The sequence below is a fragment of the Aquabacterium sp. T101 genome, assembly GCF_057219775.1.
In genome coordinates, this window is record NZ_JBXVVZ010000002.1 from 62,641 (window position 1) to 86,211 (window position 23,571).

Here is a 23,571-nt window from a genome sequence, read left to right on the forward strand (position 1 = left end):
CCGGCGCCGGCCCTATCATCCGCCGCATGGGCAAAGAGCGTCCGCACCAGCGCTTCCGTCACGCCGCGGTCGTCGGCAAGCCGCAGGCCCAGGGCATGCGCGAGCTGCTCGACGAGGTGGCGCAGTTCCTGTCCGCCGAGGGCCTGGACGTGTCGCTCGAGCGCGCCACGGCGCAGGCCACCGGCCTGGCCGGCTTCGACGCCCTCGACGCTGCCGATCTCGGCCGCCACTGCGACGTGGCCGTGGTGGTGGGCGGCGACGGCACCATGCTCGGCATTGCGCGCGAACTGGCGCGCTTCGACATCCCGCTTGTGGGCATCAACCAGGGGCGCCTGGGCTTCATCACCGACATCCCGGTGGACCGCTTCCGCGACGCCCTGGGGCCGATGATGCGCGGCGAGTACGAGGAGGAGCACCGCGCCATGCTCGACGCCGGTGTCTGGCGCGACGGCGAGTGCTTCTTCACCGGCCTGTCGCTCAACGACGTGGTGGTCAGCCGCGGCGCCACCGCCGGCATGGTCGAGCTGCGGGTGGACATCGGCGACGAGTTCGTCGCCAACATGCGCGCCGACGGCCTGATCGTGGCGTCGCCCACCGGGTCCACCGCCTACGCGCTGTCGGCCGGCGGGCCGATCCTGCACCCGCGCATCGGCGGCTGGGTGCTGGTGCCGATCGCGTCGCACACGCTGTCCAACCGCCCCATCGTGCTGCCCGACGGCGAGGAGATCCGCCTGACCGTGGTGGCCGGCCGCGACGCGTCGGCCAACTTCGACATGCAGGGCCTGGCCAGTCTGCTGCACGGCGACCAGGTGCGCATGAAGCGCTCGGCGCACCGGGTGCGCTTCCTGCACCCCAAGGGCTGGAGCTACTACGCCACGCTGCGACGCAAGCTGCGTTGGTACGAAGGGGTGGTGTAAGTGCTCCGGCGCCTGTCGCTGCGCGACTTCGTCATCGTGTCGCAGCTCGAGGTCGAGTTCGGCCCCGGCTTCTCGGTGCTCACCGGCGAGACGGGTGCGGGCAAGTCGATCCTCGTCGACGCGCTGCAGCTCGCCCTGGGCAGCCGCGGCGACGCGCTGGTGGTGCGCGAGGGCGCGGCGCGCACCGAGATCGCGGCCGAGTTCGACCCGGTGCCCGGCCTCGCGGGCTGGCTCGACGAGGCCGGCTTCGATGCGAGCGCGGACTCGCTGCTGCTGCGCCGCACGATCGACGCCCAGGGCAAGAGCCGCGCCTGGATCAACGGCAGCCCGGCCACCGTGACCCAGCTGCGCGAGGCGGCGGACGCCCTGGTGGACATCCACGGTCAGCACGCCTGGCAGAGCCTGACCCGGCCCGCGGCGGTGCGCGCGCTGCTCGACGCCGAGGCGGGCGTCGACGCGGCGCCGCTGGCCGCGCTGTGGTCGCGCTGGAAAGACGCTTCGGCGGCGCTGGAGCGGGCACGCCATGCCGGTGCCGAGATCGCCCGCGAGCGCGAGCGCCTGGCCTGGCAGGTCGGCGAGGTGGAGCGCCTGGCCCCCGGCGACGGCGAATGGGACGAGATCAATGCCGAGCACCAGCGCCTGGCCCATGCGCAGACGCTGATCGACGCCGCGCGCGGCGCGCTCGACGCGGTGGAGGACGCCGACACCAATGCCGCGGCGCTGACCCTGCGCGCCGCCGAGGCGCTGGCCGACGCGGCCCGCATCGACCCGCGCCTGGCTCCGGTGGCCGAGGTGCTGCAGGGCGCGCATGCGCAGCTGGCCGACGCGGCGCACTCGCTGTCGGGCTACCTGCAGCACACCGACCTCGACCCCGAGCGGCTGGCCGAGCTGGACGCGCGGCTGTCGGCCTGGATCGGCCTGGCGCGGCGCTTCCGGCGCCCGCCCGAGGAACTGCCCGCGCTGCTGGCGCAGTGGCGCGCCGAGCTGGCCGCGCTGGACGCGTCGGCCGACACCGACGGCCTGGAGCGCGCCGTGGCGCAGGCGCAGGCCGCCTGGCGCGCCGAGGCCGAGCGCGCGAGCCGCGCCCGCCGCCAGGCCGCGCCGGTGCTGTCCGACGCGGTCACGCAGGCGATGCAGCAGCTCGGCATGGCGGGCGGGCGCTTCGAGGTGGCGCTGCTGCCGCAGGACGAGCCACAGTCCTTCGGCCTGGAATCGGTGGAGCTGCGCGTCGCCGGCCATGCCGGCAGCACGCCGCGCCCGCTGGCCAAGGTGGCCTCCGGCGGCGAGCTGTCGCGGCTGGCGCTGGCCATCGCGGTGACCACCGCACGCCACACCGGCGGCGCCGCCACGCTGATCTTCGACGAGATCGACGCCGGCATCGGCGGCGCGGTGGCCGACACCGTGGGGCGTCTGATGAAGCAGCTCGGGCGCGAGCGCCAGGTGCTCGCGGTCACCCACCTGGCCCAGGTGGCGGCCTGCGGCGACCTGCACTTCGTGGTCAGCAAGCACGCCCAGGGCGCGCGCACCCAGTCCGACGTGCGCCCGGTGGCGGGCGAGGAGCGCGTGGCCGAGGTCGCGCGCATGCTCGGCGGCGAGCGCCTGGCCACCAGCGTGGCGCATGCGCAGGAGCTGCTGGGCTCGGCCGCTGCCGCCGCGCCGTCGCGCAGCGCCAAGACCCGGCGGCCCGCGCGATGACGGAACCGGTGACGCAGGACCTGGTGCTCGTCACGGGCATCTCGGGCTCGGGCAAGTCCGTCGCGCTGCATGCGCTGGAGGACGCGGGCTACTTCTGCGTCGACAACCTGCCGCCCGAACTGCTGCGCGACTTCATCGACGTGGAACGCGAGCGCGGCGCGCGCAAGGTGGCCATCGGTGTGGACGTGCGCAGCGCGGGCTCGCTGCCGCACCTGCTGCCGCTGATCGGCGAGCTGCGCAACGAGGGCGTGGCGGTGCACCCCTACTTCCTCGACGCCAGCACCGACGCCCTGGTGCGCCGCTATTCCGAGACGCGCCGGCCGCACCCGCTGTCGTCGGACAGCGAGGGTTCGTCGCCGCGCGCCCTGGTCGACGCGATCGAGCTGGAGCGGCAGCTGCTCGCCGGCCTGCGCGAGCTGTCCACCGTGATCGACACCAGCCAGCTGCGGCCGGCCCAGCTGGCGCGCTGGCTGCGCGCGGCCGTGGGCACCCGGGGCACCTCGCTGACGCTGGTGTTCGAGTCGTTCGCCTTCAAGCATGGCGTGCCGCTGGACGCCGACTTTGTGTTCGACCTGCGCGTGCTGCCCAACCCGCACTACATCCGCGAGCTGCGGCCGCTGACCGGCCGCGATGCCCCGGTGGCGGAATACCTCCAGCAGCAGCCCGAGGTGGGCGAGATGCTGTCGCAGGTGGAAGCGTTCATCGGCCGCTGGCTCGACGCCTTCGACGACGGCCAGCGCGCCTACCTCACGGTGGCGCTGGGCTGCACCGGGGGTCAGCACCGATCCGTGTACGCCGCCGAGCAGCTGGCGCAGCGCTTCGCGGCGCGCGCCGCCACGCTGGTGCGCCACCGCGAGCAGGACGCCCTGACGTGACGGGCGCGCTGCGCGCGCTGGCGCTGTTCCCGCTGAAGAGCGTGCTGTTTCCGGGCGCCGTGCTGCAGCTCAAGGTGTTCGAGACGCGCTACCTCGACCTCGTCAGCCGCTGCATGCGCGAGCGCGAGCCCTTCGGCGTGGTGTGCATCGCCGCCGGGGCCGAGGTCGGCCGTGACGCGGTGAGCTTCGAGATGCAGGGCGTGCTGGCGCACATCGACGAGGTGGACGCCGAGGGCGCCAACCTGCTGCGCGTGCGCTGCCATGGCACCGACCGCTTCGAGATCGCCGGCACGCCGCAGCGCCAGCCCGACGGCCTGTGGACGGCCGACGTGCAGCTGCTGCCGGCCGACGACCGCGTGGCCCCAGAGCCCGAGTGCTTCGCCACCGTGCAGGCGCTGCAGCAGCTGATCGCGTCGCTGCGCGAGCAGCAGGGACGCGTGCCGTTCGCCGAGCCCTTCGCGCTGGACGACGCGGGCTGGGTGGCCAACCGCTGGTGCGAGGTGCTGCCGATACCGCTGGCGGCGCGGCACAAGCTGATGCTGCTGCCCGATCCGCAGGCGCGGCTGAAGCTGGTGCACGAGTACCTCAAGGGCAAGGGCTTGGTCAGTTGACCCCCCGTTGCCGCTTCGCGGCTCCCCCGGAACCCGACAGGGTTCCCTTCAGGAACCAGGGGGGCGGCGCCTGCGGGCCGGCAGAGCCGGTCCCGCGGCGCCTGCTGAGGGGCGGCCGGCTTCGCGGCCGTGTGGGTTGCGGCGGTTCGGGATCTACGCCGCGCTGATCAGCTTGCGGATGGGTGCGGGCAGGCCCATCTCAAGCGCCTTTGCCAGGTCGAACCATTGACCCTCGGGCAGCTCGGCTTCGATGCGCTGGCGGGTGGCGGAGGACAGGCGGGCGGGCAGCACGTGGCGCATGGGCTGCAGGTGCCAGTCGAAGTGGGTCAGCGCGTGGTCGACCGGCGGCAGGGTCTCGGTGCGGCCGGGCCAGGCGGCCAGCACGGGCTGCAACGCGTCGGGCGTGTCGAAGAGCGGCAGCGTCCACAGGCCGGCCCATACGCCCTGGGCGGGGCGGCGCGACAGCCACAGCGTGGTGCCCTGCACCAGCCACAGCAGGGCATTGGCGCGCTGGCTGCGCCGCGTGCGCCGCGTCTTGAGCGGGTAGCGCTGGGGACGGCCCTCGATGCGGGCCACGCAGGTGTCGGCCAGCGGGCAGGCGTCGCAGCGCGGGTTGCGCGCGCTGCACAGCGTGGCCCCGAGGTCCATCAGGCCCTGCGTGTACGGCTCGATGCCCTCGGCCGGCAGGAGGGCCTCGGCCTGGGCCCACAGCGCACGCTCGTGGGCGGCCACGGCGAGGTCGTCGCCGAAGCCGAGCACGCGGGTCAGCACGCGCTTGACGTTGCCGTCCAGGATGGCGGCCCGCTCGCCGAAGGCGAAAGCAGCGATCGCCGCGGCGGTGGAGCGGCCGATGCCCGGCAGCTCGGCCAACGCCTGGGCGCTGGCCGGGAAGCGTCCCGCGTGATCGGCCACCACGGCGCGGGCGCAGCGATGCAGATTGCGCGCCCGGCTGTAGTAGCCCAGGCCGCTCCACAGTGCGAGCACGTCGTCCTCCGACGCCGCGGCCAGGCAGGCCACGTCCGGGAAGCGGGCCAGGAAGCGCGGGTAGTACGCCAGCACGGTGCTCACCTGCGTCTGCTGCAGCATCACCTCCGACAGCCAGATCCGGTACGGGTCGCGCGTGCCCTGCCAGGGCAGGTCGTGGCGTCCGTGGCGGCGCTGCCAGTCGATCACCCGCGGCGCGATGGCCGCGCTCGCCGGGTCGGTGGCGGCCATCAGCCGACCGCGCTGCGGCCGGCCGGCGGGGCGGCGATGGTGTCGGCGCCGTCGCCCGCGGCGGCCGAGGCCTGGCGCAGTTCGGCCAGCTGCTCGCGCACGCGGGCGGCGAGCTGCTGCAGGCGCTGGTCCTGCGCCTCCAGGTCGGCGATGCGGGCGTCCAGCTCGCCGGCCGCGCCCTGGATGCGCTCCAGCCCTTCGCGGCGCCGCTTGAAGCCGCGACGCCGCTCGCGCAGCTGCGAGTCGATCTGGTTGGACGCCGACTTGTGCCACAGCTCGATGTCGCCGCTAGCGTTCTCGAACGCCATGCGCAGCTTGGACAGCAGCATGCGGCGGAACTGCTCCATGAAGCGCGGCTCGGCCAGGCGCAGCGCATGCGACAGGCCCAGGTACTGCACGTAGCTGCGCTCGATCAGGTCGAGCTCGCGGTCGGTGCGCTCCAGCGAGGGCAGGCGCGACAGACTGAGCGCGAAGCCGTAGTCGGTGTTGAGCTGGCGGAAGCTGGCCTGCAGCATCTCGTTGATCTCGGCGCCGCGCTCGCGCGCCTTGGTCACGCGCACGCGCAGGCGGTTGCACAGCGCGAGGAAGGCCTTGCGCGCGCCCAGGTTGAACATCGTGGCGGCGGCCTCGTCCTGCATCTGGGCCACCTCGTCGCGCAGCACGTCGCTGGCCAGGCCCTGCAGCTGGTCGCGCAGCATGCGCGTGTGCACGGCGCGCAGCGCCATCAGGCGCTCGGTGCAGCGCTCGAAGTCGCGCGCCTCGGCGTCCACGCGCTCGAGCATCAGCGTCACCTTGCCGCTGCTCTTGCCGCGCAGGCCGCGCAGCTCGAGCATCTGCTCGGCGATCTGGCGCCGCTGGTCCGACAGGCGGCGGCTGGCCTGCTGTTCCACCGCCTGGGCGGTGTCGGTCACCAGGGCCTGGATCACCTCGCGCCGGCGCGGCAGCAGCTGCGACGCCAGCGCGTCCTCAAGCTGGGGCAGGCCGCTGGCGGCGAGCTGGGCCGGATGGCCGTCGATGCGGCCGGCCAGGCCGCGACGCGCCGACAGCGGGAACACGCGCGCCGGCTCCACGTCCAGCGTCGCGGCCGTGCTCTCGACCTGGCTGCGCACCTGGGCCTGGATCGCCTCGGCCGTGAGCAGCGGGTCCTCCAGCGTGTCCACCTTGTTCAGCACCACGAAGCGCACCATCGACTGGCCGCCGAGGTGGTCGCGCCAGACGGCGAGGTCCGACTTGGTGACGCCGGTGTCCGCGCCGAGGATGAAGACCACCGCGTGGGCCGCGGGCAGCAGCGACAGGGTCAGCTCGGGCTCGGCACCGATGGCGTTCAGGCCCGGCGTGTCCAGCACCACGAGGCCGCGCCGCAGCAGCGGATGCGGGTAGTTGATCGCGGCGTGGCGCCAGGCCGGCACCTCCACCAGGCCGTCGGCGATCAGCGGCGGGTTGTCGTCGGGCTGGTCGTCGCGCCAGAAGCCCAGCGCCCGGGCCACGTCCACGCTGACCGCCTTGGTGCGCATCACCTCGGTCAGCGCGTCGGCGAGCTTGTCGGGCGAACCGGGGTCGAGGCGGATGCGCGTCCAGGCGTCGGGGCGGGCGCGCAGCTCGTTCAGGGACTGCGCCTCCAGCCGGGTGTCGATCGGCAGCAGCGCCAGCACCGGCGGCGTCGCGGCGTCGTGGCCGAGCTCCACCGGGCACATCGTGGTGCGGCCGGGCGTGGCCGGCAGGATGCGCCGGCCGGTGTCGGCGAAGAAGATGGCGTTGATCAGCTCGGACTTGCCGCGCGAGAACTCGGCCACGAAGGCCACGCACAGGCGGTCGGTGTCCAGCCGCTCGCGCAGCGCGACGATCTGGCGTTCGCTGGCCTCGTCGGCCACGTCGTGCTCCTGCATGAAGCGAAGCAGGTCGCCGGCCTGGCGTTCGAGCGCACGCCGCCACGCCGCCAGCGCGTCGAGCTGGCCGGCCAGCGAGGGGGAGTGATCCTGTTCGTCCATGGCGGCGGGGTCGCGGGGCATCCTAGCGCAAGGCCGATGGCCGGTTGCGCCCCGAAACATCTGCTGACAGGGGCTTCCTGCCGGACGTGCAGCTTGTCGCACGCCGGCCCCCGCCAGGCCGCCCCTTCAGCGCTTCTGGCAGCCGGTGCACAGAAAGGTCGAGCGCTGGCCCTGCACGATGCGGCGTACCGTGCCGCCGCAGCGCGAGCAGGGCTGGCCGGCACGGCCGTAGACCGCGGCCTGGGCCTGGTAGGCGCCGTCCATGCCATGGGCGTCCCGGAAGTCGCGCAGCGTCGAGCCGCCCAGCGCCAGCGCCCGCGCCAGGGTCGTCCTCACGCTGGCCAGCAGCCGCGCGGCGCGCGGCCGGCTGATGCGGTCGCAGCGCGTGCGGGGGTCGATGCCGGCGTCGAACAGCGCCTCGCAGGCATAGATGTTGCCCGCGCCCACCACCAGCTCCCCCGACAGCAGCGCCGCCTTCACCGCCGTGCGGCGCCGGTGCAGGGCGGCGTGGAAGGCCTCGGGCGTCAGCGCCGGATCGAAGGGTTCCGGCCCAAGCCGGGCCAGCAGGGTCGACGCCGGCGGCTGGTCCAGCGCCGGCGACCAGACGGCGGCGCCGAAGCGGCGCGGGTCGGTCAGGCGCAGCACGCCAAGGCTCGTGACCAGGTCGAAGTGGTCGTGGCGCCCGGCCGGCCCGGGCGCGTCGCCGAAGGCCAGCGACCCCGACATGCCCAGGTGCAGCAGCAGCCCGCCCTCCGGGCGCCCCTGGCGCGACAGCGGCAGCCACAGGTACTTGCCGCGGCGCGTCGGCGTGCCCACGCGGCAGCCGGCAAAGGCCTGCGGATCGCGCCCGAGCGGCCAGCGCAGCGGCAGGCCCAGGCGCAGCGACCGCACCTCGGCGCCGGCGATGCGGTCCGCGAAGCTGCGCAGCGTGACTTCGACCTCGGGCAACTCGGGCATGCGCCGCATGATAGAAGCGGCACTTGTTGCAACGCAGCGGACCAGCCCGCTGCCTAGAATGGATCGACCATGAACCGCCGCCTCTCCTCGCTGGCCCTGGCCCTTGCGCTGTCGTTCCAGGCCGCGCCGGCGCAGGCGCAGTCGGTGCCCGCGTCGTCCGCCCTCGACGCCCCGCTGTTCTACCAGCTGCTGCTGGCCGAACTGGACCTGCGTGAGGGCGACGCCGCGTCCGCGTTCGCCAAGTTCATCGACGCCGCCCGGCGCACCCGCGACGAGGGCCTGTTCCGCCGCTCGGTGGAAGTGGCCCTGCAGGCGCGCGCGGGCGACCAGGCGCTGGCCGCGTCGCGGGCCTGGCGCATCGCGCTGCCGGAGTCGCTGGACGCGGTCCGGTTCGAGCTGCAGATTCTGGCCGCGCTCAACCGCGGCGCCGAGATGGCCGAGCCGGTGAAGGCCCTGCTGGCGCGCACGCCCGCGGCCGAGCGCGCCGGCGTCATCGCCTCGCTGCCGCGCCTGTGGCAGCGCGCGGCCGACAAGCGCCAGATCGCCCAGCAGCTCGACGAAGCGCTCAAGCCCTACCTCGACGCCGAGCCCACGCGCACCGCGGCGCGGGTGGCCAGCGGCCGCGCTTGGTGGCAGGCCGGCGACACCGCCCGCGCCCTGCAGCGCGCCGAGCAGGCCCGCGCGGACGACCGCGACGCCCCGGGGCCGGTGCTGCTGGCGCTGGACCTGGCGCCGTCCACGCCTGCCGCCGAGCGCCTGATCACCGACTACCTCGCCCAGCCCAAGGCGGACGTGGCGGTGCGGCTGGCCTACGTGCGGATGCTCAGCAACGCGCAGCGCTACGTCGACGCCGAAGGCCAGCTGCGCGCCGTGACACGGGACCGGCCCGACCTGCCCGGCCCCTGGCTGACACTGGGCGCGCTGCAGCTCGAGCTGCGGCAGCCGCGCGATGCGGAAGCGTCGCTGCAGCGGTTCCTGCAGGTGCAGGCCGACCCGGCGGCCCGGCCGCAGACCGCCTCCGATGCCGACGACGACGACGATGGCGCCGCCTCGGCCGGCGATGGCGGCCGCACCCAGGCCTGGCTGATGCTGGCCCAGGCCGCCGACCTGCGCGGCGATGCCACGGCCGCCGCGCGCTGGCTGGACAAGGTGGAAGACCCGCAGCGCGCGCTGGAGGTGCAGACCCGCCGCGCCACGCTGCTGGCGCGCCAGGGCAAGGTGCGCGAGGCCCGCGCGATGGTGCAGCAGGTGCCCGAACGGCGCCCCGAGGACGGGCGCGCCAAGCTCGTGGCGGAAAGCCAGGTGCTGCGCGAGGTGAAGCGCTGGCCCGACGCTCATGCGGTGCTGGTGCAGGCCAACGCGCGCTTCCCCGACGACACCGACCTGCTCTACGAGCAGGCCATGATGGCCGAGAAGATGTCGCGCCTGGACGAGATGGAACGCCTGCTGCGCCGCGTGATCGAGCTCAAGCCCGACCATCACCATGCGTACAACGCGCTGGGCTATTCGCTGGCCGAGCGCAACCTGCGCCTGCCCGAGGCACGCACGCTGATCGCCAAGGCGCTCGAACTGGCGCCCAACGACCCCTTCATCACCGACAGCCTGGGCTGGGTCGAATACCGCCTGGGCAACGTGGCGGCCGCGCTGGAGCACCTGCGTCGCGCCTACGCGTCGCGGCCCGACACCGAGATCGCCGCCCACCTGGGCGAGGTGCTGTGGGTGAGCGGCCAGCGCGACGAGGCGCGGCGCATCTGGCGCGAGGGCCGCGCGCGCGACGCCGACAACGAGGTGATGCGCGAGACCCTGGCCCGGCTGCAGGTCCGGCTTTGAGCGGGACGGGTCGCCGGCAGCTGCTGGGGGCGGCGCTGGGCCGTGCGGCGGCCGCCGCGCTGCCCGCCCTCTTGCTGCTGGCCTGCGCCACGCCGCCGACGGGCGATGCGGGCGCAGCGCTCGTCGGCCGGCTGGCGATCACCGTGCAGGCCACCGACGCGACACCCTCGCGCAGCTTTGCTGCCGACTTCGACCTGCGCGGCAGCGCTCGCGAAGGCCAGCTGCGCCTGACCGGCCCGCTCGGCGCCACGCTCGCCGAGGTGCGCTGGCAGCCCGGCCGGACCGACCTCGTGGACGCGCAGGGATCGCGCCGCTTCGTGTCGCTCGAGGCGATGGCGGCCGACCTGTTCGGCGAGCCGGTGCCGCTGGCGGCGCTGCCCGACTGGCTGCGCGGCCGGCCCTGGCCCGACGCCCCGAGCCGCGGACTCGACGCCGCGGGCTTCGAGCAGATGGAATGGCGCGTCGGCCTGGCCCGGTTCGCCGACGGCATCGTCGAGGCGCGGCGGGACCGGGCCCCCGCCATCGTGCTGCGCGCCCGACTGGAGCGACCGTCGTGAGCCTGGCAGCCCTGTACGACGTGCCGGCGCCGGCCAAGATCAACCTGTTCCTGCACGTGGTGGGCCGGCGCGCCGATGGCTACCACCTGCTGCAGTCGGTGTTCGTGCTGGTCGACTGGTGCGACCTGCTGCACTTCGAGCGTCGCAGCGACGGCCGCCTCGCCCGCCGCGATCTCGGCCCGGCGCTGCCCGCGGACGACCTCGCCCTGCGCGCCGCGCGCCTGCTGCAGGCCGAAAGCGGCACCTCGCTGGGCGTCGACATCGCGCTGGACAAGCGCGTGCCCTGGGGCGCCGGCCTGGGCGGCGGCAGCTCGGACGCCGCCAGCACCCTGCTGGCGCTGAACCGCCTGTGGGGCCTGGGCTGGCCGCGCGAGCGCCTGCTGGCGCTGGCGGCCCGCCTCGGCGCGGACGTGCCGTTCTTCGTCGGCGGCCGCAACGCCTTCGTCGAGGGCATCGGCGAGCGGCTGACCCCGCTGGCAGTGCCCCGGCAGTGGTTCGCGGTGGTCAAGCCGCCCGCCGCGCTGCCCACCGCGGAGATCTTCACCCACCCCGGGCTGCGCCGCGACACGCCCGCTGCTATACTCTCGGGCTTTCTTGAGGACGCTGCAAAGCCAGGGTTCTGGAGCCGGGAACAGCAGGCCTGGGGTCGGAACGACCTTCAGGTTCCGGCCGAGGACCGATGCCCCGACGTGGCCCAGGCCGCCCGGTGGCTGGACCGTCACTTCGGCGACAGCCGGATGACCGGCTCGGGCAGTGCGGTGTTCGCAAGGAACGGCATGGACGACCAACCCTTGGCGACATGGCCGGCGGACGGGGGGCCCGACCCCCTGCCACCGGGCTGGGTGGGGCGGATGTGCCGCAGTCTGGACGAGCATCCCCTGCGGGGCTGGGCCGACTGAGCAGCGAGTTTGAAGGTCGGGAGCGCGAGCTCCGGTCCTGTGTAGGGGAGTCGCCAAGTTGGTTAAGGCATCGGATTTTGATTCCGACATGCGAGGGTTCGAGTCCTTCCTCCCCTGCCAAAACTTCCAAGACCACCGCCCAGCTCCGCCCCGAGACCCCCGCCGTGCTGTTCAACACCCTGCTCTTCACCGGCAACGCCAACCGCACGCTGGCGCAGGAGATCGCGACCAGCCTGGGCGTCGACCTCGGCCGGGCATCGGTGGGCCGCTTCTCCGACGGCGAGGTCACGGTCGAGATCCAGCAGAACGTCCGGGCCCGTGACGTGTTCGTCGTGCAGTCGACCTGCGCGCCGACCAACGAGAACCTGATGGAACTGCTGATCATGGTCGATGCGCTCAAGCGCGCCAGCGCGCGCCGCATCACCGCCGTGATCCCCTACTTCGGCTACGCGCGGCAGGACCGCCGGCCGCGCAGCACGCGCGTGCCGATCAGCGCCAAGGTGGTGGCCAACTTGCTGGAGACCGTCGGCGTCGAGCGCGTGCTCACGATGGACCTGCACGCCGACCAGATCCAGGGCTTCTTCGACATCCCCGTCGACAACATCTACGCCAGCCCGGTGCTGCTGTCCGACCTGAAGGGCAAGAGCTACAAGGATCTGGTGGTCGTGTCGCCGGACGTCGGTGGCGTGGTGCGCGCGCGCGCGCTGGCCAAGCAGCTCGGCTGCGACCTGGCCATCATCGACAAGCGCCGCCCCACCGCCAACGTGTCCGAAGTGATGCACGTCATCGGCGAGATCGAGGGCCGCAACTGCGTGATCATGGACGACATGATCGACACCGCCGGCACGCTGGTGAAGGCCGCCGAGGTGCTCAAGGAACGCGGCGCGCGCAGCGTCTACGCCTACTGCACGCACGCGGTGTTCTCCGGCCCGGCCATCGAGCGCATCGCGGCGTCGGCCCTGGACGAGGTGGTGATCACCAACACGATCCCGCTGTCCGACAAGGCCAAGGCGTGCCAGAAGATCCGCCAGCTGTCGGTGGCCTTCCTGTTCGCCGAGACCATCCGCCGCATCACGGACGGCGAGTCGGTGACCTCGCTGTTCGCGGAGCAGAACAACAACTTCTAGAGACGAAGCGCTGGCGCCGTCGGCGGCAGCGCACCCAGCCGCAGGCCCGAAGGCCTGCATACCCAAGGAAGCCTGGTCGCGGGCTTCCACACTACCCACCGGAGTGAAACCATGAAGTTCGTAGCCTACGAACGCAGCCTGCAGGGGACCGGAGCGAGCCGCCGCCTGCGCAAGACCGACAAGGTGCCTGGCATCGTGTACGGCGGCGGCGACCCCAAGATGATCGAGCTCGATCACAACGCGCTGTACTTCGCGCTCAAGAAGGAAGCGTTCCACGCCTCCGTCCTCGAGATGGACATCGGCGGCAAGGTGCAGAAGGTCATCCTGCGCGACTTCCAGATGCACCCCTGGAAGCAGAACGTGCTGCACGTGGACTTCCAGCGCATCGACGACACGACGCGCCTGCACAAGAAGATCCCGCTGCACTTCGCCAACGAGGAAAGCTCGCCGGCGGTCAAGACCGACAAGTGCCTGATCAGCCACGTGACGACCGAACTCGAGGTCGAGTGCCTTGCCTCGCAGCTGCCGGAGTTCCTGCCTATCGACCTGTCGGGCCTGGTGAAGAACCAGAGCCTCAAGGCCAGCGACCTGAAGCTGCCCGAGGGCATCAAGTGGGTCCGCCACGGCAAGATCGACCCGGTCATCGTCGCGGTGACGGTGCCCAAGGAAGAGGCCGAGGAGCCCGCGGCCGCCGCACCGGTGGTGGCTGCCGCCGCCCCGGCCAAGAAGAAGAAGGACGAGAAGCAGAACAAGAAGTGAGCCCTGGGGCTCGCTGTCCGGAAGGCCCCGCTCGCGGGGCCTTTTTCATGGGCTGCGCGCCCTATGATCGACCGCGATGACGAACAAGATCCGCCTGCTCGTGGGCCTGGGCAACCCGGGGCCCGAATATGTCGATACGCGCCACAACGCGGGGTTCTGGTGGATCGATGCGGTGGCTTCGAGGCTGCGTGCGTCGCTGCAGCCCGAGCGTTCCTACCATGGGCTCGTGGCCCGGGTGAACCGGCCCGCCGCCCAGGGCGGCGACCCGCTCTGGCTGCTCGAACCCATGACCTTCATGAACCTGTCCGGCAAGTCCGTCTCGGCCCTGGCGCGCTTCTTCAAGATCGCGCCGGCGGAGATCCTCGTCGCGCACGACGAGCTCGACCTGCAACCCGGCCAGGTCAAGCTCAAGCTCGGCGGCAGCGCCGCCGGCCACAACGGCCTGAAGGACATCCACGCCCAGCTCGGTACGCCGGACTACTGGCGCCTGCGCCTGGGCATCGGCCATCCGGGGGTCAAGGCCGAGGTGGTGAACTACGTGCTGCGCAAGCCGCTGGCCGAGCACCGCAAGGCCATCGACGAGGCGATGGACCGCTCCCTCGGCGCCCTCGACCTGCTGCTGGCCGGCGACATGGAACGCGCCATGATGCAGGTGCACGCCAGCAAGCCGCCGCGCCCGAAACCGCCGCGCCCGCCGCAGCCGCCCGGCAGCGGCGGCCCCGAAGGCCCTTCTGCGTGAACGTCCGGCCGGCCGGGCTCGCGGCGCTGGTGCTGGCCTGTGCGGCCGCGCCGGCCTGGAGCCAGAAACCGGTCTACCGTTGCGAGCAGGGCGGCCGCGTGACCTACATGGACTCGCCCTGCAAGGCCGGCGTCGCGGTCGACGCCGCCGACCCGCGCACCGCGGCCGAGCGACGCACGGCCCAGGACATCGTCAAGCGGGAGCAGCGTCTGGGCGAACGGCTGGCCCGCGAACGCAAGGCGGCCGAATCCGAAGCGGCCCGCCGCGGCCCGGCGCACATCCGCCATGCCGCTGCCGAGCAGGCCGCTTCCGCCGCTGCGTCAGGCGACAGCCAGCGCAAGGCGGACCGCAAGCCCGCGAAACCGATCAAGAAGACCGCGCCGCCCGCCAAGGGCGCACCGCTTCAGCCCTGATCCGGTGCGGCCGTGGCCGCTGCCTGCTGCAGCCGGCGGTACTTGGCCCAGAGCGATTCCTTCGACTCCACGTGGCGCGGGTTCACCGGAATGCACGCCACCGGGCACACCTGCACGCACTGCGGCTCGTCGAAGTGGCCGACGCACTCGGTGCAGCGGCCGGGGTCGATCACGTAGTACTCGGCGCCCATCGAGATCGCGTCGTTGGGGCACTCGGGCTCGCAGACGTCGCAGTTGATGCAGTCGTCGGTGATCATCAGGGCCATGGCGGGGCCCTCAGTCCTTCGGGGCCTGGGCCACGCGCTCGCGCAGCCGGTCGAGCACCAGCGGTGCCACGAACTTGGACACGTCGCCGCCCAGCGAGGCGATCTCGCGCACGAAGGTGCCGCTGACGAACTGGTACTGGTCGCTCGGCGTGAGGAACAGGGTCTCCACCTCGGGCATCAGCTGGCGGTTCATGCCGGCCATCTGGAACTCGTACTCGAAGTCGCTCACGGCGCGCAGGCCGCGCACGACCACCTTGCCGCCGTTGGCCACGACGAAGTCCCGCAGCAGGCCGCGGAACGCCATCACCTCGACGTTGCCGTAGGGCGCGGCCAGTTCCTTGGCGATCTGCAGGCGCTCGGCGATGGTGAACATCGTGCGCTTGTGATGGCCCGCGGCCACGGCCACGATCAGGCGCTCGAACAGGCGGCTGGCGCGGGCCATCAGATCCTGATGCCCGAGCGTCATCGGGTCGAAGGTGCCGGGGTAGACGGCGGTGAGGCGGGTGGCGGAGGTCACGGCCCGGAGTTTAGGCGTCGCGGCGCCACAGGTGGGCGTGCACCGCGCCGGCCCTGAGCTGGCGATGGGCGTGCAGCCCGGCCGGTGGCTCCCAGGCCTGCCCGGCCTCCAGGTAGAGCCAGCCGCCGGGCGCCAGCAGCGGCAGCGCCGCGGCCAGTGCCGGGGCGTGCAGGCCGGCGTCGAAGGGGGGGTCCAGCAGCACGAGATCGAAGCGCCCCGGCAGGCCGGCGGCGGCGGCCATCCAGCCCGGCGCGTCGGCCCGGTGGACCTCGACCGCCCGGGCGTCGAGCCGGGTCCGGGCGGCCTCGAGCCCGCGCACCAGCTCGGCGTCGCGCTCCAGGAGCACCACCGGCGCGGCACCGCGCGAGGCTGCCTCAAAGCCGAGCGCCCCGCTGCCGGCGAACGCGTCGAGCACGCGCCAGCCGGTCAGGTCCTGGCCGAGCCAGTTGAACAGGGTCTCGCGCACGCGGTCCGGCGTGGGCCGCAGGCCGGGGCGGTCGGGCACCGCCAGCTTCGATCGCTTCCAGTGTCCGCCGACGATGCGGACCTCGTGCTTCATCCGGTGCGCACCGGGATGCCGCGCGCGGCCATCAGCGCCTTGGCCTCGGCCACGGTGTGCTGACCGTAATGGAAGATGCTGGCCGCCAGCACGGCGTCGGCGCCCCCGACGGTGATGCCGTCGGCCAGGTGCTCGAGCGTGCCCACGCCACCGGAGGCGATCACCGGCACGTCCACCGCGTCGGCCACGGCGCGCGTGAGTTCGAGGTCGAAGCCGGCTCGGGTGCCGTCGCGGTCCATGCTGGTGAGCAGGATCTCGCCGGCGCCCTGCGCGGCCATCCGGCGCGCCCAGTCCACGGCGTCCAGGCCGGTGTCCTTGCGCCCGCCGTGGGTGTAGACGTGCCAGCCGCCGCCGGGCTGGCGCTTGGCGTCGATGGCCACCACGATGCATTGCGCGCCGTAGCGGTCGCTGGCCGCGCGGATCACGTCGGGGTCGGCGACCGCAGCGGAGTTGAAGCTCACCTTGTCGGCCCCGGCGTTGAGCAGGCGGCGCACGTCGGCCACCGTGCGCACGCCACCGCCGACGGTGAGCGGGATGAACACCTGCGAGGCCACGGCCTCGATGATCGGCAGGATCAGGTCGCGCGCGTCGCTGGTGGCGGTGATGTCGAGGAAGGTCAGCTCGTCGGCGCCCTGCTCGTTGTAGCGCGCGGCGATCTCCACGGGGTCGCCGGCGTCGCGCAGCTCGACGAAGTTGACGCCCTTGACGACCCGACCGCCGGTGACGTCCAGGCAGGGGATGATGCGCTTGGCGAGCACTAGACGCCCGACGATTCGCCGTTCAGCGCGTCGGCACGCTGCTGCGCGGCGGCGAAGTCGAGCGCGCCGGTATAGATGGCGCGACCGCAGATCACGCCGCCCACGCCCTCGGACTCGACGGCGCACAGCTTCTCGATGTCGGGCATGCCGGCCAGCCCGCCGGAGGCGATGACCGGGATCGACAGCGCCTGCGCCAGCCTGACGGTGGCGTCGACGTTGATGCCGGTGAGCATGCCGTCGCGGCCGATGTCGGTGTAGATCACGGCCTCGACGCCGTAGTCCTCGAACTTGCGGGCGAGGTCGGCCACCTCGTGGCCGGTGAGCTTGCTCCAGCCGTCGGTGGCCACCTTGCCGTCCTTGGCGTCCAGGCCCACGATGATGTGGCCGCCGAAGGCGCTGCAGGCGTCCTTCATGAAGCCGGGGTTCTTGACCGCCGCGGTGCCGATGACGACGTAGCTGATGCCGTCGTCGAGATAGCGCTCGATGGTGTCGAGGTCGCGGATGCCGCCGCCGAGCTGCACCGGGATGCTGTCGCCCACCTCGCGCAGGATCGCCTTGACCGCGCCCTCGTTGACCGGCTTGCCGGCGAAGGCACCGTTGAGGTCCACCAGGTGCAGGCGCCGCGCGCCGGCGTCGAGCCAGCGCCGCGCCATCGCGGCGGGGTTCTCGGAGAAGGTGGTGACGGCCTTCATGTCGCCCTGCTCGAGGCGCACGCAGTGTCCGTCCTTCAGGTCGATGGCCGGGATCAGCAGCATGGTTCGGATGGCACCGAGTGCGTGGGTTGCATGAGCGCTAGGGCTTCCAGTGAAGGAAGTTGCGGTACAGCTTCAGGCCGTCGGCGGCGCTCTTCTCGGGGTGGAACTGGGTGGCAAAAATGTTATCGCGCGCCACCGCCGATGTGAAGCGATGCCCGTAGTCGGTGATGCCCGTGCTGTGGCGCGGCTCCGACGGCTCGGCATAGTAGCTGTGCACGAAGTAGAACCACGCCCCGTCGGGCACCCCCTGCCAGACCGGATGGGGCTGCGCCTGCTGCACGCGGTTCCAGCCCATCTGCGGCACCTTGTAGCGGCTGCCGTCGCCCTGCTGGCGCCCCTCGAGCCGGAAGCGCCGCACGCGGCCGGGGATCACGCCCAGGCCCGGCGTGTCCTGCTCCTCGCTGTGGTCGAGCAGCATCTGCATGCCCACGCACACACCCATCACCGGTTTGGTGCGCAGCGCCTCCAGCACCGCCTCCTGCAGGCCGGACTCGCGCAGCTCGCGCATGCAGTCGCGCATGGCGCCCTGCCCTGGCAGCACCACGCGCTCGGCCAGCAGCACCTCCTCGGGGTTGCCGGTAACGATCACGCGGACGTCGTCCGAGGCCAGGGCCGCATGGGCCACCGCCTGCGACACCGAGCGCAGGTTGCCCATGCCGTAGTCGACGACGGCGACGGTGCGGCTCACGTCAGAGCGTTCCCTTGGTGGACGGCACGACGCCGGCGCTGCGCGGGTCGGGTGCGAGCGCCATGCGCAGCGCGCGCGCGAAGGCCTTGAACACCGTCTCGCACTGGTGGTGCGCGTTGTCGCCGAACAGGTTGTCGATGTGCAGCGTCACCCCGGCGTGGTTGGAGAAGCCCTGGAAGAACTCGTAGGCGAGCTGGGTGTCGAAGCCGCCGACCATGCCGGCCTTGAACGGCACGCGCATGTGCAGGCCGGGCCGGCCTGAGAAGTCCACCACCACGCGCGACAGCGCCTCGTCCAGCGGCACGTAGGCATGGCCGTAGCGGGTGATGCCGGCCTTGTCGCCCACGGCCCGGGCCACCGCCTGGCCGAGGGTGATGCCCACGTCCTCCACCGTGTGGTGGCCGTCGATGTGCAGGTCGCCCTGCGCCTGCACCTCCAGGTCGATCAAGCCGTGGCGGGCGATCTGGTCGAGCATGTGGTCGAAGAAGCCGATCCCGGTGGCCAGCGTGGCGGCGCCGGTGCCGTCGAGGTCGACCCGCACGCGGATCTGCGTTTCCTTGGTGTTGCGCTGGACTTCGGCGATGCGGGTCATCACAGGCTCGCTTTCAGGGCGTCGATCATCAGGGTGTTCTCGTCGGGGGTGCCCACGGTCAGGCGCAGGCAGTTGGCCAGCAGCGGGTGCAGCCCGGCGATGTGCTTGACCAGTACGCGGCGCGCCTTCATGCCCTCGAAGGCACGGCGCGAGTCCGGCACGCGCACCAGCAGCATGTTGGCCTCGCTCGGGAACACCGTCACGCCGGGCAGCGCCGCCAGTTCGCGCGCGAGCCGGGCGCGCTGTTCGCGCAGCACGGCCGCCTGCTCGCCGAACACCTCGGCGTGCTCCAGCGCGAACAGCGCCGCCTCGCAGTTGAGCGCGCTCACGTTGTAGGGCGGGCTCACCTTGTCCACCTGCTCGATCAGCGCGGCATGGCCGGCCAGGTAGCCCAGGCGCACGCCGGCCAGCCCGAACTTGCTCAGCGTGCGCATCACCAGCACGTGCGGATGCGCCGCCATGCGCTGCATCCAGGTGCGCGACGCGAACGGCTGGTAGGCCTCGTCGAACACCACCAGGCCGTCCTGGGCGCCCACGGCCGCGACGATGCGATCGATCGCGCCGTCGTCGAACAGGTTGCCGGTGGGGTTGTTCGGGTAGGCGATGTAGGTCAGCGCCGGGCGCGACGCCTCGATCGCGGCCAGCATGGCCGGCTCGTCGAGCCCGAAGGCCGGCGTCAGCGGCACGCCCACGAAGCGCAGCCCGCGCAGCCGCGCCGACATCTCGTACATCACGAAGCCCGGTAGCGGCGCCAGCACCGTGGCGCCGGGCACGTTGCAGGCCACCGACAGCAGGTCGATCAGCTCGTCCGAGCCATTGCCGACGATGACCTTGCAGCCCGAGGGCACCTCGAAGTGCTGCGCCAGCGCGGCCGCCAGGTCGGCCTTGCCGAGCGGGTAGCGGTTCAGCGCCACGCGCGCGAGGCGCTCGCCCAGCTCGCGCTGCAGCGCCGGCGGCAGCGCGAAGGGGTTCTCCATCGCGTCGAGCTTGACCATGCCGGCGCTGGGCTGGATGGCGTAGCCGGCGCTGGAGGTGACGTCCTGGCGGATGGTGCGGGCGATGCGGGTGTCGAGCGGTGTCATGGGTCAGGGCTTGAGCGGCAGGACCATTTCCAGCTCGCCGTCGTTGTCCTTGCCGGTATAGCGGAAGCCGAGCTTTTCGTAGAAGGCGCCCACCGGGTTGTCCGGCACGTGCGACAGGCCGACGCTGGCCACGCCGAGCCGGCGCGCCTCCTCGATGGTCCACCGGATGGCGGCCTTGCCGTGACCGCGGCCCTGATGGCGCACGTCGACCATCAGGCGCCAGACGTAGAGCTGGTCGGCGGTGTCCTCGGGGTCGCGGCGGGCGTCCCACAGCAGCAGGAAGCCCACCGGCTCCGTGCCCGCATACAGGCCGAAAGGGCGGCCCGGCGGCTTGTAGGCGGCCTGGGCCAGCGACACGGCGTTGGGCGCGACGAAACGCTCCTGCTCGGGCGCCAGCTTGAGCTTGATCAGCGGCAGCACGTCGTCGCTGGCGACCGGCCGCACCTGGAAGTCGGCCGCGGGCGTGGCCGCCACGGCCCCGCCCCCGGCCCCGACGCGCAGCTCGGCCGCCCGCGCGTGCGCGTGCAGGCCCTCGCCATAGGCCAGCTCGGAGGCGATCGGCCCCAGCGTGTCGGCGCCCCGTGCGCTGACCTCGATCAGGCTGGTGCGCTTGACGAAGTCGTACACGCCCAGCGGCGACGAGAAGCGCGCCGTGCCGGACGTGGGCAGCACGTGGTTCGGCCCGGCGCAGTAGTCGCCCAGGCTCTCGCTGGTGAAGCGGCCGAGGAAGATCGCGCCGGCGTGGCGCAGCAGCGGCTCCCAGCGGTGCGGGTCGGCGCTGGAGACTTCCAGGTGCTCGGGCGCGATGCGGTTGCTGATCTCGCAGGCCTGCTCCATCGAGCGCGTGCGGATCAGCGCGCCGCGGCCGGCCAGCGACGCGCGCACGATGTCCTGTCGCGGCAGCGTGGGCAGCAGGCGCTCGATCGACGCCGCCACGGCGTCGAGGTAGGCCGCGTCCGGGCACAGCAGGATGCTCTGCGCCAGCTCGTCGTGCTCGGCCTGGCTGAACAGGTCCATCGCCACCCAGTCCGGGTCGGTGCTGCCGTCGGCCAGCACCAGGATCTCGCTCGGCCCGGCGATCATGTCGATGCCGACCTGCCCGAACACGTGCTTCTTGGCGCTGGCGACGTAGGCGTTGCCCGGGCCGGTGATCTTGTCCACGCGCGGCACCGTGGCCGTGCCGTAGGCCAGCGCCGCCACGGCCTGCGCGCCGCCGATGGCGAAGGCGCGGTCCACCCCGGCCACGTGCGCGGCCGCCAGCACCAGCGGGTTGCGCTCGCCGCCGGGCGTGGGCACCACCATCACCACCTCGCCGACGCCGGCCACGCGGGCCGGGATCACGTTCATCAGCACCGACGACGGATAGGCCGCCTTGCCGCCGGGCACGTAGACGCCGACGCGGTCCAGCGGGGTGACCTTCTGCCCCAGCAGCGTGCCGTCGGCGTCGCGGTAGGCCCAGCTGCGGCAGGCCGCGTCGAGCTGGCGCACGTGGTAGTCGCGCACCCGCTCCGCGGCAGCCTCCAGCGCGCGCCGCTGCGTCTCGGGCAGCGACTCGAAGGCCGCGCGCAGGGCGTCGGCGCCGAGCTCGAGCGCGCCCACGCCGGGCACGTCCAGCCGGTCGAAGCGGCGCGTCGCGTCGAGCACGGCGGCGTCGCCGCGTTCGCGCACGTCGGCCACGATCTGCACCACGCGCTGCTCGATCTGCGCGTCGGTGTCGGCCGACCAGTGCAGCACGCGCGCGAACTGCGCCTCGAAGTCGGCGTCCGCCGTGTCGAGGCGGCGCACGAGGCTCATGCCGCCGCCCCTGCCTGCACGGCGGCCTCCAGGGCCTCGATCAGCGGCCGCATCGCGTCGCGCTTGAGCTTGAGCGCGGCCTGGTTGACCACCAGGCGCGAGGACACGTCGGCGATCCGCTCCACCTCGACCAGGCCGTTGGCCTTGAGCGTGCCGCCCGAGGACACGAGGTCGACGATGGCGTCGGCCAGGCCCGTCAGCGGCGCCAGCTCCATCGAGCCATAGAGCTTGATCAGGTCCACGTGCACGCCCTTGTCGGCGAAGTGCTGGCGCGCGGTGGCGGTGTACTTGGTGGCCACGCGGATGCGCGAGCCCTGGCGCACCGCGCTGGCGTAGTCGAAGTCGGCGCGCACCGCCACGCTCATGCGGCAGCGCGCGATGCGCAGGTCCAGCGGCCGGTACAGGCCGTCGCCCGGGGTCTCGAGCAGCACGTCCGAGCCCGCCACGCCGAGGTCGGCGCCGCCGTACTGCACGTAGGTCGGCACGTCGCTCGCGCGCACCAGCACCACCCGCACGTCGGCGCGGTTGGTGGCCAGGATCAGCTTGCGCGAGGTCTCCGGGTCGTCGAGCACGCGGATGCCGGCGCGCTCCAGCAGCGGCAGGGTCTCGTCGAAGATGCGGCCCTTGGACAGGGCCAGCGTCAGTCCGGCACTCACGACACCCTCTCGATGTCGGCGCCCACCGCGCGCAGCTTGGCTTCCATCCGGTCGTAGCCGCGGTCGAGGTGGTAGATGCGGTCGACCAGCGTCTCGCCCTCGGCCACCAGGCCGGCGATCACCAGGCTGGCCGACGCGCGCAGATCGGTGGCCATGATGGTGGCGCCGGACAGCCGCGGCACGCCGTGCACCACGGCCGTGTGGCCGTCGACCTCGATGCGGGCGCCCAGGCGCACCAGCTCGTTGACGTGCATGTAGCGGTTCTCGAAGATCGTCTCGGTGATGCGGGCGCTGCCGTCGGCCACGCAGTTCACCGCCATCAGCTGAGCCTGCATGTCGGTCGGGAACGCGGGGTACTCGCTGGTGCGAAAGCCCACCGCCTTCGGCCGGGCGTCCATGCGGATGCGCATCCAGTCGGCGCCGGCCTCGATCTGCGCGCCGGCCTCGCGCAGCTTGTCGATCACCGCGTCGAGGTGTTCGGCGCGCGTGCCGGTCAGGCGCACGTCGCCGCCGGCGGCGGCCACCGCGCACAGGAAGGTGCCGGTCTCGATGCGGTCGGGGATGATGCGGTGCGGCCGAACCGGCGCGTGCAGCGCCGCCACGCCCTGGATGCGCAGGCGCCCGGTGCCCAGGCCCTCGATGCGCGCGCCCATGGCGATCAGCAGCTCGGCCAGGTCGGTCACCTCGGGTTCCTGCGCCGCGTTCTCCAGCACCGTCTCGCCGTCGGCCAGCGCCGCGGCCATCAGCAGGTTCTCGGTGCCGGTCACGGTGACCATGTCGGTGGTGATGCGGGCGCCGCGCAGCCGGTCGGCGCGCGCGACGATGTAGCCGTGCTCGACGGTGATCTCCGCGCCCATGGCCTGCAGGCCCTTGATGTGCTGGTCCACCGGGCGCGAGCCGATGGCGCAGCCGCCGGGCAGCGAGACGCGGGCCTGCCCCAGGCGCGCCAGCAGCGGCCCGAGCACCAGGATCGACGCGCGCATGGTCTTGACCAGTTCGTAGGGCGCCTCGGCCTGCGCGATGCGGCCGGCGTCGAGGGTCATGCGGCCGGGCTCGGACTCCGGCCGCTCGATCGCCACGCCCATGTGGCGCAGCAGCTTGGCCATCGTCGCCACGTCCTGCAGGCGCGGCACGTTGTCCAGCACCACCGGCTCGGCGGTCAGCAGCGCGGCGCAAAGCTCCGGCAAGGCGGCGTTCTTGGCGCCGGCAATCGCCACGTCGCCCTGGAGGCGGCGGCCGCCGCGGATGAGGAGCTTGTCCATGAGGTGTCTCGGTCTGGCGTCGTGTTGGAGCGACGCTGTCCACCGCGAGGGACCTGGCGG

Annotated in this window: 25 protein-coding genes, 1 tRNA gene and 1 pseudogene; 12 read left to right on the forward strand and 15 right to left on the reverse strand. The window is 72.8% G+C overall.

The features are described 5' to 3' along the window. Positions 1-26 precede the first annotated feature (26 nt). Genes AC2EAQ_RS07375 through AC2EAQ_RS07390 form a run of 4 tightly spaced genes read left to right on the forward strand, consistent with a single transcriptional unit; the run spans position 27 to position 4,098 of the window. Positions 27-917: an NAD kinase gene (locus AC2EAQ_RS07375; protein ID WP_484641392.1), complete on the forward strand. Its 891-nt coding sequence runs from the start codon at positions 27-29 to the stop codon at positions 915-917. Continuing rightward, positions 918-2,612 carry a DNA repair protein RecN gene (gene recN / locus AC2EAQ_RS07380; protein ID WP_484641395.1) on the forward strand — a complete coding sequence of 565 codons (1,695 nt, stop codon included), beginning with the start codon at positions 918-920 and terminating at the stop codon, positions 2,610-2,612. It abuts the gene before it with no gap. A gap of 8 nt (positions 2,613-2,620) precedes the next feature. Continuing rightward, positions 2,621-3,487: an RNase adapter RapZ gene (rapZ, locus tag AC2EAQ_RS07385; RefSeq protein ID WP_484642750.1), complete on the forward strand. Its 867-nt coding sequence runs from the start codon at positions 2,621-2,623 to the stop codon at positions 3,485-3,487. Next, positions 3,484-4,098: an LON peptidase substrate-binding domain-containing protein gene (locus tag AC2EAQ_RS07390; RefSeq protein ID WP_484641397.1), complete on the forward strand. Its 615-nt coding sequence runs from the start codon at positions 3,484-3,486 to the stop codon at positions 4,096-4,098. Before rapZ ends, AC2EAQ_RS07390 begins: the two co-directional genes overlap by 4 nt. Before the next feature lie 153 nt (positions 4,099-4,251). Here the strand turns inward: AC2EAQ_RS07390 and mutY are convergent, their stop codons facing one another. The 3 genes from mutY to mutM form a co-directional block, all read right to left on the reverse strand. Beyond that, positions 4,252-5,313: an A/G-specific adenine glycosylase gene (gene mutY, locus AC2EAQ_RS07395; RefSeq protein ID WP_484641400.1), complete on the reverse strand. Its 1,062-nt coding sequence runs from the start codon at positions 5,311-5,313 to the stop codon at positions 4,252-4,254. Then, positions 5,313-7,301: a dynamin family protein gene (locus AC2EAQ_RS07400; protein WP_484641402.1), complete on the reverse strand. Its 1,989-nt coding sequence runs from the start codon at positions 7,299-7,301 to the stop codon at positions 5,313-5,315. Before AC2EAQ_RS07400 ends, mutY begins: the two co-directional genes overlap by 1 nt. 126 nt (positions 7,302-7,427) lie before the next feature. Continuing rightward, on the reverse strand, positions 7,428-8,258 hold the full coding sequence (mutM, locus tag AC2EAQ_RS07405; RefSeq protein ID WP_484641404.1) for a bifunctional DNA-formamidopyrimidine glycosylase/DNA-(apurinic or apyrimidinic site) lyase: 831 nt from the start codon (positions 8,256-8,258) through the stop codon (positions 7,428-7,430). 69 nt (positions 8,259-8,327) lie between these two features. On the opposite strand from mutM, the gene AC2EAQ_RS07410 reads away from it, so the two are divergent. The 8 genes from AC2EAQ_RS07410 (at position 8,328) to AC2EAQ_RS07445 (ending at position 14,582) form a co-directional block, all read left to right on the forward strand. Further along, positions 8,328-10,088 carry a tetratricopeptide repeat protein gene (locus tag AC2EAQ_RS07410; protein ID WP_484641408.1) on the forward strand — a complete coding sequence of 587 codons (1,761 nt, stop codon included), beginning with the start codon at positions 8,328-8,330 and terminating at the stop codon, positions 10,086-10,088. Next, on the forward strand, positions 10,085-10,645 hold the full coding sequence (locus AC2EAQ_RS07415; RefSeq protein ID WP_484641412.1) for an outer membrane lipoprotein LolB: 561 nt from the start codon (positions 10,085-10,087) through the stop codon (positions 10,643-10,645). Before AC2EAQ_RS07410 ends, AC2EAQ_RS07415 begins: the two co-directional genes overlap by 4 nt. Before the next feature lie 2 nt (positions 10,646-10,647). Beyond that, positions 10,648-11,544 (forward strand): 4-(cytidine 5'-diphospho)-2-C-methyl-D-erythritol kinase, encoded by an 897-nt coding sequence (gene ispE / locus AC2EAQ_RS07420; RefSeq protein WP_484642753.1) that lies wholly within the window; start codon positions 10,648-10,650, stop codon positions 11,542-11,544. A gap of 43 nt (positions 11,545-11,587) precedes the next feature. Then, positions 11,588-11,664, forward strand: a tRNA-Gln gene (locus tag AC2EAQ_RS07425). 44 nt (positions 11,665-11,708) lie between these two features. Further along, on the forward strand, positions 11,709-12,671 hold the full coding sequence (locus AC2EAQ_RS07430) for a ribose-phosphate pyrophosphokinase (protein WP_484641416.1): 963 nt from the start codon (positions 11,709-11,711) through the stop codon (positions 12,669-12,671). A 111-nt stretch (positions 12,672-12,782) separates the two neighbouring features. Beyond that, the gene (locus AC2EAQ_RS07435) at positions 12,783-13,430 is read left to right on the forward strand and encodes a 50S ribosomal protein L25/general stress protein Ctc (protein ID WP_484641420.1); all 648 of its coding nucleotides are present in this window, start codon (positions 12,783-12,785) and stop codon (positions 13,428-13,430) included. A gap of 76 nt (positions 13,431-13,506) precedes the next feature. Next, positions 13,507-14,169 carry an aminoacyl-tRNA hydrolase gene (pth, locus tag AC2EAQ_RS07440; protein WP_484641424.1) on the forward strand — a complete coding sequence of 221 codons (663 nt, stop codon included), beginning with the start codon at positions 13,507-13,509 and terminating at the stop codon, positions 14,167-14,169. Next, entirely contained in the window at positions 14,166-14,582 is a 417-nt protein-coding gene (locus tag AC2EAQ_RS07445) for a DUF4124 domain-containing protein (RefSeq protein ID WP_484641427.1), read from the forward strand. The genes pth and AC2EAQ_RS07445 overlap by 4 nt, the downstream gene beginning before the upstream one ends. Here AC2EAQ_RS07445 and AC2EAQ_RS07450 read toward each other — a convergent pair. The 12 genes and pseudogenes from AC2EAQ_RS07450 to murA all read right to left on the reverse strand — a co-directional run bounded on the left by AC2EAQ_RS07450 (position 14,573) and on the right by murA (position 23,511). Then, positions 14,573-14,848: a YfhL family 4Fe-4S dicluster ferredoxin gene (locus tag AC2EAQ_RS07450; RefSeq protein ID WP_484641429.1), complete on the reverse strand. Its 276-nt coding sequence runs from the start codon at positions 14,846-14,848 to the stop codon at positions 14,573-14,575. The genes AC2EAQ_RS07445 and AC2EAQ_RS07450 overlap by 10 nt on opposite strands. A gap of 10 nt (positions 14,849-14,858) precedes the next feature. After that, on the reverse strand, positions 14,859-15,365 hold the full coding sequence (coaD, locus tag AC2EAQ_RS07455; RefSeq protein ID WP_484641432.1) for a pantetheine-phosphate adenylyltransferase: 507 nt from the start codon (positions 15,363-15,365) through the stop codon (positions 14,859-14,861). Between the two features lie 10 nt (positions 15,366-15,375). Then, positions 15,376-15,924: a 16S rRNA (guanine(966)-N(2))-methyltransferase RsmD gene (gene rsmD / locus AC2EAQ_RS07460; RefSeq protein ID WP_484641434.1), complete on the reverse strand. Its 549-nt coding sequence runs from the start codon at positions 15,922-15,924 to the stop codon at positions 15,376-15,378. Then, on the reverse strand, positions 15,921-16,682 hold the full coding sequence (gene hisF / locus AC2EAQ_RS07465; protein WP_484641436.1) for an imidazole glycerol phosphate synthase subunit HisF: 762 nt from the start codon (positions 16,680-16,682) through the stop codon (positions 15,921-15,923). The genes rsmD and hisF overlap by 4 nt, the downstream gene beginning before the upstream one ends. Beyond that, a complete protein-coding gene (gene hisA, locus AC2EAQ_RS07470) occupies positions 16,682-17,437 on the reverse strand; it encodes a 1-(5-phosphoribosyl)-5-[(5-phosphoribosylamino)methylideneamino]imidazole-4-carboxamide isomerase (protein ID WP_484641438.1) in 756 nt (251 codons plus the stop codon). The genes hisF and hisA overlap by 1 nt, the downstream gene beginning before the upstream one ends. Positions 17,438-17,474: 37 nt before the next feature. Next, the gene (gene hisH / locus AC2EAQ_RS07475; protein ID WP_484641440.1) at positions 17,475-18,125 is read right to left on the reverse strand and encodes an imidazole glycerol phosphate synthase subunit HisH; all 651 of its coding nucleotides are present in this window, start codon (positions 18,123-18,125) and stop codon (positions 17,475-17,477) included. Between the two features lies 1 nt (position 18,126). Then, positions 18,127-18,717: an imidazoleglycerol-phosphate dehydratase HisB gene (gene hisB, locus AC2EAQ_RS07480; RefSeq protein WP_484641442.1), complete on the reverse strand. Its 591-nt coding sequence runs from the start codon at positions 18,715-18,717 to the stop codon at positions 18,127-18,129. Beyond that, entirely contained in the window at positions 18,717-19,799 is a 1,083-nt protein-coding gene (gene hisC, locus AC2EAQ_RS07485; RefSeq protein ID WP_484641444.1) for a histidinol-phosphate transaminase, read from the reverse strand. Before hisC ends, hisB begins: the two co-directional genes overlap by 1 nt. A 3-nt stretch (positions 19,800-19,802) precedes the next feature. After that, a complete protein-coding gene (locus tag AC2EAQ_RS07490) occupies positions 19,803-20,273 on the reverse strand; it encodes a GNAT family N-acetyltransferase (protein ID WP_484642757.1) in 471 nt (156 codons plus the stop codon). Between the two features lie 18 nt (positions 20,274-20,291). Next, a pseudogene (gene hisD / locus AC2EAQ_RS07495) lies at positions 20,292-21,593 on the reverse strand (histidinol dehydrogenase); the annotation flags it as partial. Beyond that, positions 21,590-22,249, reverse strand: coding sequence for an ATP phosphoribosyltransferase (gene hisG, locus AC2EAQ_RS07500; protein WP_484641448.1), 660 nt, complete (start codon positions 22,247-22,249; stop codon positions 21,590-21,592). The gene hisG and the pseudogene hisD, both read right to left, overlap by 4 nt. Then, positions 22,246-23,511, reverse strand: coding sequence for a UDP-N-acetylglucosamine 1-carboxyvinyltransferase (murA, locus tag AC2EAQ_RS07505; RefSeq protein WP_484641450.1), 1,266 nt, complete (start codon positions 23,509-23,511; stop codon positions 22,246-22,248). The genes hisG and murA overlap by 4 nt, the downstream gene beginning before the upstream one ends. Between the last annotated feature and the right edge of the window lie 60 nt (positions 23,512-23,571).